The organism is Priestia sp. YIM B13551 (assembly GCF_042787905.1).
GTDB lineage: Bacteria > Bacillota > Bacilli > Bacillales > Bacillaceae_H > Priestia.
In genome coordinates this window covers 315,204-328,953 of sequence record NZ_JBHZOX010000002.1, presented here as the reverse complement: position 1 = coordinate 328,953, position 13,750 = coordinate 315,204, and the positions used below count along the sequence as shown (strand labels likewise).

Sequence of the window (13,750 nt, the reverse complement as noted above, 5' to 3'; positions counted from 1 at the left end):
ACTACTCATATTCAGTATGGTGGATGGATGAAAGCCAAAAAAATGTATCTAATGGAGATGCGTCGTACGCGTTTGTATTGGAAGTGAAATAAGGAGAGAGCCTATGCAAACCCCTATTATTCTCATTGGACCTATATGCGCGGGAAAAACGACGGTGGGTGAAAAAGTAGCAAAAAAACTAAAGATTCCTCAGTGCTCAATGGATGAAGTGCGATTTCCCTACTATCACGAGATAGGATTCAGCAAAAAAACACAGCAACATATTCGAGAGAAACAAGGATTTCAAGGCATGTACGCCTATTGGAAGCCGTTTGAAGCTTATGCCGTTAAAAGAATACTAGAAGATTACAAGCACGCGGTAATTGATTTTGGCGCCGGCCACTCGGTTTATGAAGACATAAAGCTGTTTCAACAAGTGGAAAAGACCTTAAAACCTTACCAGTCTCTGTTTTTACTGCTTCCGAGTACTGACAAAGAAGAGTCCATACAAATATTGCATCAAAGATTGCTTCAAATAACGGATAACAACGATGTTTTTGAACTTAACAAACATTTTGTAACGCACCCATCCAATCAAAAGTTGGCAAAGCAAACGATCTACACAAAGGAAAAGTCCGCAGATACCGTAGCGGAAGAAATTATTTTATCCATATAAAAGGAGTGAAAGCAATGATTAAAAAAGTCGGTCAAATTATGATATATGTAAACGATCAAGATCAAGCGGTAAAGTTTTGGACAGAAAAGATGGGATTTCATGTTATGTCTGAACAAAATAATGAACAAGGTATGAGGTGGATTGAGCTGGCACCGGTAGAGAGTGCCGAAACAACCATTATCCTTCATAATAAACAGCTAATAGCAAAAATGCAGCCAGAATTAAACGTTGGGACTCCTTCACTGATGTTTTTTACAGAGAATGTGGATGAATTATACAGAGATTTAACAGCTAAAGGCGTAACGGTGGGAGAAATCGTATCTATGCCTTCGGGAAAAGTCTTTAACTTTTCAGACAGTGAAGATAATTATTTTGCAGTTATGGAAAACGGGAATAATAAATAGAGCAAAAATAAAAAACACCGGGAGCATAATATTGTCTCGGTGTTTTACGGGCAAAGCAGGATAAGTTACTTTTCATTTTCATCTGCTGATTGGCAGTAGCAATACTATTCTTTATAGATTTACTCCTTTTCTTCATTATTAAACGCTATGATTGTATAAACGTGTATTAAGGGTCGCTTTAAGTTTCTAAAATTTAATAAGCCATTTCATAAATCAAGGAGTAATGCCTCTCATGATAAAATTAATAGGAGAAAAAGTGTTACTAAGAGAAGCGACACAAGAAGATGTTAATACGCTCTATTACTGGAAATACGAAGAGAAAAAACAAGAAGCGAAAAAATGGAATGCTCCTTACATACTAGAAGAAAGGCTTACGAAAGAAAAATATATGAATTCATTTGACAAAGAGCATGAGCTTTTTCCAGACGTTCCTCAACTCCTTGCGGTCATCATTGATGAAAAAGCTGTGGGAACAGTGAGCTGTTACTGGGTGGACAAATATACAGACTGGCTGGAAACTGGAATTGTCATTTACGACTCAGACTATTGGAGCGGAGGATATGGGACAGAAGCTTATGGAATGTGGATCAACTTTTTATTTGAGTTTACACCTTTGCATAGACTCGGCATGTCTACGTGGTCAGGCAATATCAGAATGATCAAAACAGCGGCAAAAATAGGTATGAAAGAAGAAGCAAGAATCAGAGAAGCTCGTATCGTAAACGGGGAATATTTTGATAGTGTCAAAATGGGAATTCTGCGAAGAGAATGGAACAACCGGATGAAGCAGAAGCTCTAATACCCTGTGTTCTATGCTTTCCTTGCATAGAATGCCAATCTCGCTGTTTTTCTATAAGTGTTTGCTTTTTGATCCATAATTGAATTAGGCAGTTTAGTTTGATATATCCTAATACGGGGAATAGAGGGAAAATAGGGACGTGTGAGATTTTTATATAATTTAAAACTTCTTCCTTCATGAACGGAAGAAGTTTTTCTTATGTGAAATCATGTCATATGTCAAATCTAGCATGTATAAGATAGAAAAGAGGCAATATAGCCGTCCTCTCTCATACTACAAAAAAGTTATAGCCAAGCTGTGCGTATCTTTATGAAAGAATGCACTTATGGCAGAGAGAATGATAGTTGCGATGGAGGTAACTAAATGAACGTTGATGGAGAAAATAAAGTTCCTCATTTTTATTCACTGCGGTCTGTTTCGCAAAAATTATTTGAGGTTATTACCAAACAGCTGAATGTCAGTACAACGTACGTAACTAGAAGAGGAGAAACAGCGATGACGGTCCTCAGCTCATATAACGAGAAGGAAGAGATTATTCCTGAAGGATACAGCGTTGAATACGGAGGTACATACTGCCGCTTAATTATTATGAATGACGGAGACGTTATGCATACGGCAAATCTGATGAAGGATGCCGTTACAAGACAGCTAGAAGTAACGGATCAATTGCAGGTAAAAGGTTTTTTAGGTGTCACATTAAAAGATTTAAAAGGAAATGTATTTGGAACACTCTGTGTAATGGACAAGGAAGAAAAAGAATTTTCAGGAGAAGACATTGATTTTTTACAATCAATGGCAGGTATCTTATCCCACATGATCGATCTGGATGAAACACGGTATCAGATGGGATTTTTAAGCGTCCCAATTATTCCAATTACAGAAGGTGTTTCGATTCTTTCTCTTCAAGGTATTATTGATAAAGAGCGGGCGGATCAGATTATGACAGATGTGCTTCACGATGCAGCTCATAATGAAATAGATTACTTTATCATTGATTTATCGAAGCTGCTTTTGAGAGAAAAAGAGTTTCCGAATTTCTTCTTTAAAATGATTACAGCACTTCAGCTCATGGGTGCACAAGCAGTTATAACAGGTGTAACGCCAACATTTGCGAAAGAGCAAATTAAAAATCATGATTTGAGAAACTTACAGTTAAAAGTCGTGAAAAATATTCAACAAGCTCTTCAATGTGTAGGGTATAACTTAATCAAAACGTGAAGCAAGCCTTGGCTCTATCAGCCAGGGCTTATTTTTGTGTACGTATATAATTCAATACGAAACGAAAAAGACAAGCTGGTATGCTCAGAAGCTGTGAAAGCATCAAATGCAGCATAAAGTGAATATAGATAAAGAATATAACTTCATTGAAGCCTTGCGTGATGATCATTACGCATCTTTTGATAGCCGTGAGAGAGGCCTGCGTATGGCTAACGATCTTTTTTGTTGTATGCAAGGGGGGAAAATACATACGAGCAAACTTCAAAGAATCTACAGAAATAAACGTGAATACGAAAAAGGAGAGAACGCTCCAGCTGACGTTAAACGTAGTTGGAATCCTTATGTTTATGGGGGTTTTGATAAGGTGGTGGACCGTACCATTTTCTGTCAGCAGAGACCTTCAAATTTATTATAATCAAGGTTTTCAAATGACATTGAACGAGTGTAAAGAGTTTCTTGCGTTCGTTTTATGCGCAGCAGGCGTGTATTTTAGTTTAGTAAATGTCTACTTTTTGGGAAAAACAGATAGAAGACTAGTCTATACCGTTCTTGTTTTATTTGCTGTTTTTAGCCTCTATATGATGCTTACGCTTCTTGCTGTAGCCACGCATTAAAGGTGTGCGTGCAGCTCAAAAGAAAGAGCTCAAACTTCCTTTCTCCTTTAAAGTGTTTTACAATTTTTCTATGTAAAAAACAGATAGGTCTTCAAACATCTTCATTAGTTGAGCTTTCATATCACTTCCACCTTTTGATATTTTTCCCTGGCATATATGCAAACATTATGTATGCTTTTACTTTCATACAATTCTATCAAATCCATTAAAGCAGTTTTATTTTCTAAATTCAACTAAAAAGTATTTTCATTATTTTTCCATAAGCTAACCGAGATAAGCTGCTATAAGGTTTAAAGAAAAAAAGAAAAAATGAAATGATTTTTTACGAGTTTTATATCTTGACGAAAAAATATTTCAGGAATAAGATAGGTTACATAAAGTAACGAGTGAAAAAAAAGTTACTTTTTAAGATTATATTTTTCCTAACAGGAGGAAGAGATATGGAAGCGATGACTTTTGTTTTATTCGGTTCAACAGGTGATTTAGCGAAACGTAAAATTTATCCTGCACTCTATAATTTATTTGTAGACGGGAAAATCCCTAAATCAATTTCTGTTGTGGGACTAGGCAGAAGGGAGATGTCAGACGCTGACTTTCAGGAAAAAGTAGAAGAGTCTATTCATACTTTTTCACGTCGCGTCGAAAAAGATTCATCTCTTATGCAGCATTTTCTTTCAGCTTTTCGCTACAGCCAATTGGATGCAACGAATACTGAAGATTATAAAAATTTGTTAAATCTAGTAGAAGCACGCGAAGCAGAACTGAACATTCCAAGCAACCGAATGTTTTATCTCTCCGTTGCACCAGAATTTTTTGGTACGATTGCCGAGCATATTAAAGACAGTGGCTTAGGTGCTACAAAAGGTTGGAAACGGTTAATTATTGAAAAACCGTTTGGCCATGATCTACAGTCAGCTCGTCAATTAAACGAAAACTTAAGCAAAGCGTTTAAAGAAGAAGAGATTTACCGCATTGACCACTATCTTGGCAAGTCGATGGTGCAAAATTTAGAAGCGCTGGAATTCGCTAATCCTATTCTTCAATCATTATGGAATAACGAACATATTGCGAATATACAAATTACAGCAAGTGAAACGGTCGGCGTAGAGGAAAGAGCAAGCTATTATGACCATTCAGGAGCCATTCGAGATATGGTTCAAAATCATATGCTGCAAATGCTGATGATGACGGCCATGCACTTACCGGCTCGCATTAGCGCTGATGATATTCGAAACGAAAAAATAAATGTGTTAAAAGCACTTCGTCCGCTTGTAAAAGAAGATATGGATCTAGACGTTGTTCGCGGTCAATATGAGGCCGGAAAAATAAACGGGTCTTCAGTGGAGAGCTACGTAAATGAGCCCGGCGTATCACCATCTTCGCAGACGGACACGTTTTTAGCAGCCAGACTATATATCGATAATTCGCTTTGGAAAGGCGTTCCTTTCTACATTCGTACAGGGAAAAGAATGGCTGAAAAAGCGACGCGAATTGTTATTGAATTCAAAGACTCGTTAAAAGAGTTGTACTTAGACAAAGGAGAAACAACATCTCCAAATCTGTTAATGATTGAAATTAACCCGCATGAAAATATTACGCTGCAGTTGAACAGTAAAAACCCATTTAATCATGGTCATATTGAGCCTGTACAAATTAATTTTTCAGGTCAGCAAGAAGGAGCACCGGAAGCATATGAGCGTCTTATTGCAGATGCATGTGCGGGAGATTCTACATTTTTTTCTCATTGGAAAGAAGTAGAGCTAGCTTGGGAATGGGTTCAGCCGCTTCTTGAAGCATTTGAGGAAAATACAGTGCCGCTTTATAAATATGCAGCTGGTTCACACGGCCCTGATGCATCAAATGCACTTTTAGAAAAAGACGGTTTTAAATGGTGGCTGGATGAAGAAGCAGCGAGCCAATCACGCGAAGTGCAGCCAGTTTAATACAAACAAAGCGAAAGAAGGATGACACATGAGTACCAACATAGACACACTTGCAGTTAATACGATTCGCACCCTGTCAATCGATGCGGTGAACGCAGCCAATTCAGGCCACCCCGGGCTTCCGATGGGAGCGGCTCCGATGACCTATGCGCTATGGGCGAATCACTTACAGCATAATCCGGCAAATTCAAGCTGGTTTAACCGAGATCGTTTTATCTTGTCAGCCGGGCACGGTTCAAGCTTGCTGTATAGCATGCTTCATCTAAGCGGATACAATGTATCAATAGAAGATTTAAAAAGCTTTCGCAAGCTAAACAGTAAAACACCGGGACATCCTGAATTTGGCCATACGGACGGCGTAGAAGCCACAACAGGTCCTTTAGGTCAAGGAATTGCAAATGCAGTGGGAATGGCAATGGCAGAAGCCCATTTAGCGGCAAAATTTAACCAGTCAAAATTCCCTGTCATTGATCACTATACGTATACGTTAGTAGGCGATGGTGACTTGATGGAAGGCATCTCTTATGAAGCGATGTCCATGGCTGGCCATATGAAGCTTGGCAAACTTATCGCTTTATATGACTCCAACGATATTTCGTTAGACGGGGAATTAAATCTTTCGTTTAGTGAAAATATCCAAAAAAGAGCGGAATCTGCAAACTGGCAGTATTTACGTGTAGAAGATGGAAATGACGTAGATGAAGTCGCAAAAGCAATCGAAAAAGCGAAGCAGAACAAAGAACAGCCAACGCTCATCGAAGTGAGAACAATTATTGGATACGGAAGTCCAAAAGTAGCGGGAACAAATAAAGCACACGGCAATCCGCTTGGAGAAGAAGAAGCAAAAGCAACAAAACAAGCCTATGGCTGGGAAACGGAAGAAAACTTCTATGTTCCAGAAGAAGTAAAAGCCCATTTTGAAATGCTAGAAGAAAAAGGGATGAAAGCAGAAGCAGAGTGGAACGAGCTGTTTGCTTCTTACCAAAAAGAACACCCCATGCTCGCTGATGAATTAGAACGTGCCATCACGGGCGAAGCGTTAATTGAAGTGAATGATATTTTAACATTCTCATCAGAAAAAGCGATTTCGACTCGTGTTGCAAGCGGAGAAGCTATTAATTATTTCACTAAATCTGTGCCATCTATTTTTGGAGGCAGCGCTGATTTATCGCATTCCACGATGACGGACATTAAAGAAGAAGGCCCTTACGCACCTGGATATTTCGGTAACCGAAATATTTATTTTGGAGTACGCGAACATGCAATGGGAGCGGCCGGTAATGGAATGGCCCTTCACGGAGGTGTGAAGCCGTTTGTCAGCACATTTTTTGTTTTTAATGATTACTTGCGTCCAGCGATTCGTTTAGCTGCACTGCAAAAGCTGCCGGTCACATATGTGTTTACTCATGATTCCATAGCAGTAGGAGAAGATGGACCAACTCATGAGCCCGTTGAACATTTAGCTTCTCTTCGTGCAATTCCAGGGCTTACCGTAATCCGTCCGTCTGATGCAAACGAAACAGCAAGCGCTTGGGCTTATGCGCTTCAGCAAGTGGAAGGTCCTGTAGCCTTAGTGCTTAGCCGTCAAAACTTGCCTGTATTTGAAGAAACAAAACGAAATATCAACGACCTAGCTAAAGGAGCTTACGTACTAACCGAAACAAACGATAAACCGGAGATGATTTTCATCGCTACAGGTTCTGAAGTAGCACTAGCGGTCAGTGCTAAAGCTCAGCTAGAACGTGAAGGTACATCCGTACGGGTTGTGGCAATGCCTAGCTGGGAGCTGTTTAACAAGCAGTCAAAAGAGTATCAAGAGCGCGTCTTGCCTGAATCTATTTCAAAACGAATCTCTCTAGAAATGGGAATTTCACTTGGCTGGGAACGTTTTGTAGGACCAAAAGGAAAAGTGTTAGCCATTGACACATTTGGTGCTTCAGGAACGGGAGCTGATGTGATGAAGCTGTTTGGATTTACAGAAGAAAACGTAGTGGCACAAGCAAAAGAATTGCTAAAGGCTTAAATAAGAAGATGAAAAGATAAATAGAAGGAGCTGTTCACATGAAAGTAGGATTAGTTGGTTTAGGGAAAATGGGGATTAACTTAGGACAAAACTTATTGGATCAGCGTCATGACGTTGTAGCATTTGACGTAAATTCAAACGCAGTGGAACAAATGAAAGGGTACGGTGCTTCAGGAGTATCAAGCTTACAGGAGCTTGTTCAGTCACTAGAAACACCAAGAGTTGTATGGCTGATGGTTCCTCATACGGTTGTTGATTCTGTTATTAGTGAAGTGAAGCCTCTTTTAGCTGAAGGAGATATCGTAATTGAAGCCGGAAACTCTCATTACAAAGAGTCTATTCGACGCTATAACGAGTTAAAAGAAAATAAAATCCGCTTTATGGACGTTGGAACATCTGGCGGAATGGAAGGCGCTCGTAACGGAGCTTGTTATATGATTGGCGGAGATCGTGAAGCGTGGGAAATTGTTGAACCTATCTTCCGCGATACAGCAGTAGAAAACGGATATTTATATGCTGGAGAAGCAGGGAGCGGCCACTTTTTAAAAATGGTTCATAACGGCATTGAATACGGCATGATGGCTGCAATCGGAGAAGGATTTGAAGTTCTTGAAAAAAGCCAATTCGACTATGATTACGAAAAAGTGGCGAGAGTATGGAACAATGGATCTGTTATTCGTTCATGGCTAATGGAATTAACAGAAAATGCATTCTCTAAAGATGCTAAGCTAGATGACATCAAAGGAGTTATGAACTCTTCTGGTGAAGGGAAATGGACGGTAGAAACCGCTCTAGACCTTCAAACAGCTACGCCGGTTATTGCGATGTCTTTACTGATGCGCTATCGCTCGCTTGAAGATGATACCTTTACAGGAAAGGTAGTTTCCGCACTTCGAAACGAGTTTGGCGGTCATGCTGTGGAAAAGAAATAACAAGTGAAATAGTGGGTATAGTAAAAAAAACTAATGGAGGAATGAAAAAATGAAATTTTTTATTGATACTGCAAACCTTGACGATATTAAAAAAGCATACAAAGTGGGCGTTTTATCTGGCGTCACAACAAACCCTTCTCTTGTTGCAAAAGAAGGCGTAAAGTTTGAAGATCGTATTGAAGAAATTTTAAAAACTGTTCCAGAAGTAGAATCCGTTTCAGCAGAAGTGACGCCGGATGCAGAAACAGCAGAAGACATGATTGCGCAAGCAGAAGAACTCATTAAAATTAACGGCGGGGACCAAAATATTACGATTAAGCTTCCAATGACAATCGCTGGATTAGAAGCGACTCGCTACCTTGCTAAAAAAGGTGTAAAAACAAACGTAACGCTTATTTTCACTGTAAACCAAGCGCTTTTAGCAGCTCGTGCAGGTGCAACATATGTATCTCCATTCCTTGGTCGCCTTGATGATATTTCAGAAGACGGCGTACAGCTTGTGGCTAAAATTGCCGAGCTGTTCCGCATTCAAAATATCGACTCTCAAATCATTGCGGCTTCTGTAAGACATCCGGATCACGTTACACGCGTAGCTCTTGCCGGAGCTCATATTGCAACTATTCCATATTCAGTAATCGAGCAGCTTGTTAAACATCCTTTAACAGAACAAGGAATTGAAAAATTTGCGGCTGATTGGAAAAACGCTGTTCAAAACTAAGTAAAAGATAACGAACGTGCGCATTCTAGAGAAGGAATGCACGCGTTCTTTCATAATATCCCTAAAGAGGTAAACATCATGAATACAGTAGACGCTAAGATTATTAAAACCCAATACGGTTCAGAGGTTTATGTAGATGACGTAGAGCATATTAACTTTAAAAGCCTTCATGCGCCGAAAGTTAATATGCCGCTCTATCACATTGAATTTGAAATTGGCTACTTTTTATTAAAAGAACACAGATATTACGAGTACGAAAAAAACTATTTTTGGCTTGCAGTAAGCGAAGATTTTAGTAAGCTAATTATTCAAGAACCTGATATGGAGAGCTTATTTGGAGCTAAAAGCGAAGACGAAAGAAAGGCGACAAAAGAGCTTTTAAGTCAGTGGCTCATTCATACAGAGGCTTATAAAAAGCAATTAAATCAGCATATTAATGACTGCAAGAAAAGTAATAAAACAAATGAGGGCATAACGGCTGTTTTAGAAAAGTTGCTGCATATTTCAGCAGCAGACATTGAACAAGCCCCGATTGAGAAATTAGCTGCCTCACGGTCAGTTTAACTTAAAAAAGTAGGTAGGCATTCATAGCTGCACTAGAAAAAGATGCTTCGTTTAAAACGCGAAGCATCTTTTTTCATTCTTTATAAAGAGAGGGTTTATCTTTAGGAAAGGCTCTTTTCGCATAGAGTATTTCCTGATAAGAGGTGATAAGATACTCTTTCAGGAGGCGGTTTCTCAATGATTAAAGACATCTATGCCACGCTTTCGGACTTCACTAAAGACGAGCAAATTCAACTATTTAACTCTTTAAAATTCCTATGTTGAAACGACTGTATTATTTATTCCGCTAAAGCCCCCGTTACTTGAATAACTTATACCAGTATAAAGTGGTTTCAATAGTAGGGTTATATGACTGTTTTAGTGTGTCAACTCCACCTAGTATGAATCCTTGTTTTACATAAAATCTGCATGCACCAAGATTATCATCTTGTGCTTCCAAGGACATTCCTATAAGTTTTCTTTGTTTTGCCCACTCTTCTGCTTTATTTAAGAGCAACTTTCCGACTCCACTGCCTCTATAATCTTTTTTAGTAGCAATGTTTTCAATATAACAAAAGTGATTCCAATCCTTAATTATTCTAATCTGTCCTATGCAAGTATTATTCATATAAGCTAAAAACAAAGCTTTATCCTCTCGGTTTATATATTGGCTCCAATCAAGTTTGTCATCTGGAAAACGTGTTTCTCTAGTTTCATCAAAAAGAACTTCTTTATAAGACCACCTTCCTGATTGTAAACTGGGGACAACTCTGCCATATAGCTTAAAATAATCATTTGTCATATTGATATCCTCTATTAAGTCATTATTTAATGGAGAAATAATGAGTTTACTTTCACTACCCAATATTACACACTTCCTTTTATGATGTTTTGAAAATATTTTATTTAAGGATAAGTAAACCCTATCTTATTCAACATTTCTGCCCGTTAGCTGACTAAGCTTTTCTTTATACAATACTATAAAAAGGAAATTTTCCCTTGTTATAATTAAAAGCAGCAATCTTTACAAAAAGTGCCTTAGGAAAATAGCCTTAGGAAAATAAAGGATAATAATAAAAAACGACATAATTGTCGTTTTTACATTGACGAATCAATTTCAAGAGGTTACCTTATATTAAAACGACAACGTTGTCGTTTTAATATAAGGAGGCTGAAATGATGCTTATTACGATGTTAACAACAGGAACGCGAGGAGACACCCAGCCTTTTATGGCTTTAGGATTAGAGTTAAAAAAGAAAGGATACCGTGTACGAATTGCGGCTTCAGAAGCTTATCAAAACTTCATAGAATCGTATGGATTTGAATATGCCATGCTTCGAGGTGATGTTTCTAAAGTTATAGAGAGCGGAGCAGCAGACGATGCGATTAATGCAGACAATCCTCTCAAATTTTTTTCAAGCTTAAAAAATGAAAAGATGATGGGTATGATGGTTAATATACAAAAAGATTTGCATAAAGCCTGCAAAGGAGCCGATGCAATTGTATATCATCCAGGCGCGGCAATTGGATATTTTGCTGCTAAAGAAATGGATATACCAAGCATTCTAGCGAGCCCTTTTCCAATGACACCAACAAAAGATTATCCAGCTTTAATATTTTATGATCGCCCCCGATTTGGAAAAATATATAATAAGCTGACGCATCGTATTTTTGAATGGGGATTTTGGAAGATAGTAAGTGGTCCTTTAAAAAAATATTGGGTGCAGCAGTATGGAGAAGGACCTAACGATTTTTCATGTCCGTATCCAAAGCAGCGTACAGCAGCTAACCCAACCATTATTTCATCAAGTCCCACTGTATTTTCCATATCTAAAGATTGGCCTGAACACGTTCATTCCTACGGAAATTGGTTTATGGACAGTGACCATAGCTATCAGCCGGAAGAGAAGCTGGAAAGGTTTTTAAAGGCTGGAGAACCGCCAGTTTATATTGGATTTGGAAGTGTTGGGGATAAAAAAAATGCAGGCGAAACGACTGCTTTAGTGATTAAAGCCTTAAAACTTGCCGGGAAACGAGGTATCATCAATACAGGAGGAAGCGGAATGAATCAGACGGAAGAGATAGCAGAAGACATTTTATTTGTAAAAGATATTCCTCATGAGTGGCTGTTTCCTAAAATGTCTGCCGTTGTTCATCACGGAGGAGCAGGAACAACGGCGGAAGGCCTTCGAGCCGGCGTTCCAAGTGCTATTATTCCTTATGGAAATGACCAATTCGCTTGGGGAAGAAAAATTCACGAGCTAGGAGCTGGAGCAAAAGCCATTCCGAGAAAAGAATTGACGGCTGAAAAATTATCCGCAGCTATTTCCTATACGCAAGTTAATGAAATTCAATCCAAAGCACAAGAAATCGGAAAACAAATCCGAGCTGAAAAAGGAGCCGAAAAAGCAGCTCAGGTAATTATCGATACACTCGAGACATTCGGGAATAAATAAAAAAGTAAGCGAGCGTGAAAAAAATGCCAAAAGTAAGGGAAGGATACGCTGAAAAAAAGAAGCAAGAGATTTTAGAAGCCGCCAAAAGAGTATGCAAGAGCAAACCGGTGCATGATGTAGCCATGCGAGATATTGTTTTGGAATCAGGAATGAGTCAAGGAGGCGTGTACAAATATTTTTCAAATCTTGATGAAGTATTTGTCGGACTTCTTAATCAAGAAAGCGTCAGCTGTAAAGTAAAAGATAAAATTGAAGCCCTACTCCAGACAAAAAAAGATCCCTTTGAAGTGCTGCATAATTTTATTATGTATATTGGAGAGCATATCCAAGAATCGATGACAGCAGGAGGAGAAATTTACTTTGAACTAGTAGCGTTGTATTCAAAAGACCCTCAGCGTTTTATGAAAATTGAAGATCAGCTAGTTGAAGTATCTAACCTTAAATATATTCAAAAAAAGCTTCACGACTTTATCACGCAGCAAATAGAAGTAAAGAATTTCTCTCCGTCTGTACCAACAGATGATCTCCTAGCTTTTATGGCTACAACGATCAACGGAATTACACAAAATCCAGCGCCGGTTTACAACGTCGATGAACAGAAACAAGTTGCTGAGGCGGCAAACGTAGAACGCCATGTCAATACGCTGTCAATAGCTGTCCGAAAGCTATTAGGAGAATAAGTACAGCTGTAACATTAAAATGTGTCTTGTAATATTGCTAGCAGCGTTAAGTATATTTTTAAAAAAGGTTTTTTCACTTCTCCGTCTCCTTTGAATAGTTTTGCAAAAATTAAGCATAATACGACTGCAAACTATATTTAAGGAGATGGAAAAAATGAAAAAAGGACTTATCATTGCTTCTTCAGTTCTTTTTCTTTCCGGCTTAGCTGCATGTGGAGGAAATAAAGACAATAACGCAATGGACAATACTCAAAATGACTTACGCAACACTTCTACAAACGACGGAGTTGATAACAATATCCCAATGGATAACACGGATCAGCCGACCAAGTCAGTTGAAGCAGCGCAAAATGTAGAAGATATGAAGGAAGTTGATGATGCATATGTGCTTCGCGATAATAATAATGCCTATGTAACGGTAGATTTAGCTGGAAATGACGCAGCAGACAACAATGATAACGACAAGGTCAACACCGTAACGTATAACGGCGATACTTACCATGAAGTTTCAACTGATTTTGAGCAAAAAATTGCAGACCGCGTAAGAGAAGCCGATAATAAAATCGACAAAGTATACGTGACGTTTGTAAACACGGGCTTAGACAATATGAACAATAACAATAACGTACCTGGCGTAGATAAAAATGACAAGATGTATCGAGATGATGAAAAAGATAACAACCGTGATCCAGAAGATATTGTAGAAGATCCAAAAGATATGATGGACCGTAACAACAAAGATCAATAACATAAAAAAGGCCTCT

General features: G+C 38.6%; 14 protein-coding genes. 13 read left to right on the top strand and 1 reads right to left on the bottom strand.

Features of this window, described 5'->3' with window-relative positions:
- The first annotated feature begins 103 nt into the window (after nt 1-103).
- The 10 genes from ACFX4N_RS10900 to ACFX4N_RS10855 all read left to right on the top strand — a co-directional run bounded on the left by ACFX4N_RS10900 (nt 104) and on the right by ACFX4N_RS10855 (nt 9,870).
- Nucleotides 104-655, top strand: coding sequence for a shikimate kinase (locus tag ACFX4N_RS10900; protein WP_192100275.1), 552 nt, complete (start codon nt 104-106; stop codon nt 653-655).
- Nucleotides 656-669: 14 nt separating this feature from the next.
- Nucleotides 670-1,059, top strand: coding sequence for a VOC family protein (locus ACFX4N_RS10895; protein ID WP_377261374.1), 390 nt, complete (start codon nt 670-672; stop codon nt 1,057-1,059).
- Between the two features lie 232 nt (nt 1,060-1,291).
- On the top strand, nt 1,292-1,858 hold the full coding sequence (locus ACFX4N_RS10890) for a GNAT family N-acetyltransferase (RefSeq protein WP_057273561.1): 567 nt from the start codon (nt 1,292-1,294) through the stop codon (nt 1,856-1,858).
- Between the two features lie 363 nt (nt 1,859-2,221).
- Complete coding sequence (locus tag ACFX4N_RS10885) at nt 2,222-3,076, top strand: GAF domain-containing protein (protein ID WP_013057961.1); 855 nt, start codon at nt 2,222-2,224, stop codon at nt 3,074-3,076.
- Nucleotides 3,077-3,360: 284 nt separating this feature from the next.
- Nucleotides 3,361-3,690 carry a hypothetical protein gene (locus ACFX4N_RS10880; RefSeq protein WP_377261371.1) on the top strand — a complete coding sequence of 110 codons (330 nt, stop codon included), beginning with the start codon at nt 3,361-3,363 and terminating at the stop codon, nt 3,688-3,690.
- Nucleotides 3,691-4,130: 440 nt separating this feature from the next.
- The gene (gene zwf / locus ACFX4N_RS10875) at nt 4,131-5,633 is read left to right on the top strand and encodes a glucose-6-phosphate dehydrogenase (protein ID WP_377261368.1); all 1,503 of its coding nucleotides are present in this window, start codon (nt 4,131-4,133) and stop codon (nt 5,631-5,633) included.
- A 28-nt stretch (nt 5,634-5,661) separates the two neighbouring features.
- A complete protein-coding gene (gene tkt, locus ACFX4N_RS10870) occupies nt 5,662-7,656 on the top strand; it encodes a transketolase (protein ID WP_057273560.1) in 1,995 nt (664 codons plus the stop codon).
- A gap of 38 nt (nt 7,657-7,694) precedes the next feature.
- Nucleotides 7,695-8,588: a phosphogluconate dehydrogenase (NAD(+)-dependent, decarboxylating) gene (gnd, locus tag ACFX4N_RS10865; RefSeq protein ID WP_013057957.1), complete on the top strand. Its 894-nt coding sequence runs from the start codon at nt 7,695-7,697 to the stop codon at nt 8,586-8,588.
- 49 nt (nt 8,589-8,637) lie between these two features.
- A complete protein-coding gene (gene fsa, locus ACFX4N_RS10860) occupies nt 8,638-9,306 on the top strand; it encodes a fructose-6-phosphate aldolase (RefSeq protein ID WP_014459236.1) in 669 nt (222 codons plus the stop codon).
- A gap of 78 nt (nt 9,307-9,384) precedes the next feature.
- Nucleotides 9,385-9,870: a hypothetical protein gene (locus ACFX4N_RS10855; RefSeq protein ID WP_057273559.1), complete on the top strand. Its 486-nt coding sequence runs from the start codon at nt 9,385-9,387 to the stop codon at nt 9,868-9,870.
- Between the two features lie 298 nt (nt 9,871-10,168).
- Here ACFX4N_RS10855 and ACFX4N_RS10850 read toward each other — a convergent pair whose 3' ends face one another.
- Nucleotides 10,169-10,714, bottom strand: a complete 546-nt coding sequence (locus ACFX4N_RS10850; protein WP_057273558.1) for a GNAT family N-acetyltransferase — start codon at nt 10,712-10,714, stop codon at nt 10,169-10,171.
- A gap of 314 nt (nt 10,715-11,028) precedes the next feature.
- Between ACFX4N_RS10850 and ACFX4N_RS10845 the strand changes: the two genes are divergently transcribed.
- The 3 genes from ACFX4N_RS10845 (at nt 11,029) to ACFX4N_RS10835 (ending at nt 13,734) form a co-directional block, all read left to right on the top strand.
- The gene (locus tag ACFX4N_RS10845) at nt 11,029-12,306 is read left to right on the top strand and encodes a glycosyltransferase (RefSeq protein ID WP_057273557.1); all 1,278 of its coding nucleotides are present in this window, start codon (nt 11,029-11,031) and stop codon (nt 12,304-12,306) included.
- 23 nt (nt 12,307-12,329) lie between these two features.
- On the top strand, nt 12,330-12,986 hold the full coding sequence (locus ACFX4N_RS10840; RefSeq protein WP_057274131.1) for a TetR/AcrR family transcriptional regulator: 657 nt from the start codon (nt 12,330-12,332) through the stop codon (nt 12,984-12,986).
- 154 nt (nt 12,987-13,140) lie between these two features.
- Nucleotides 13,141-13,734: a hypothetical protein gene (locus ACFX4N_RS10835; protein WP_377261364.1), complete on the top strand. Its 594-nt coding sequence runs from the start codon at nt 13,141-13,143 to the stop codon at nt 13,732-13,734.
- The last annotated feature ends 16 nt before the right edge of the window (nt 13,735-13,750 follow it).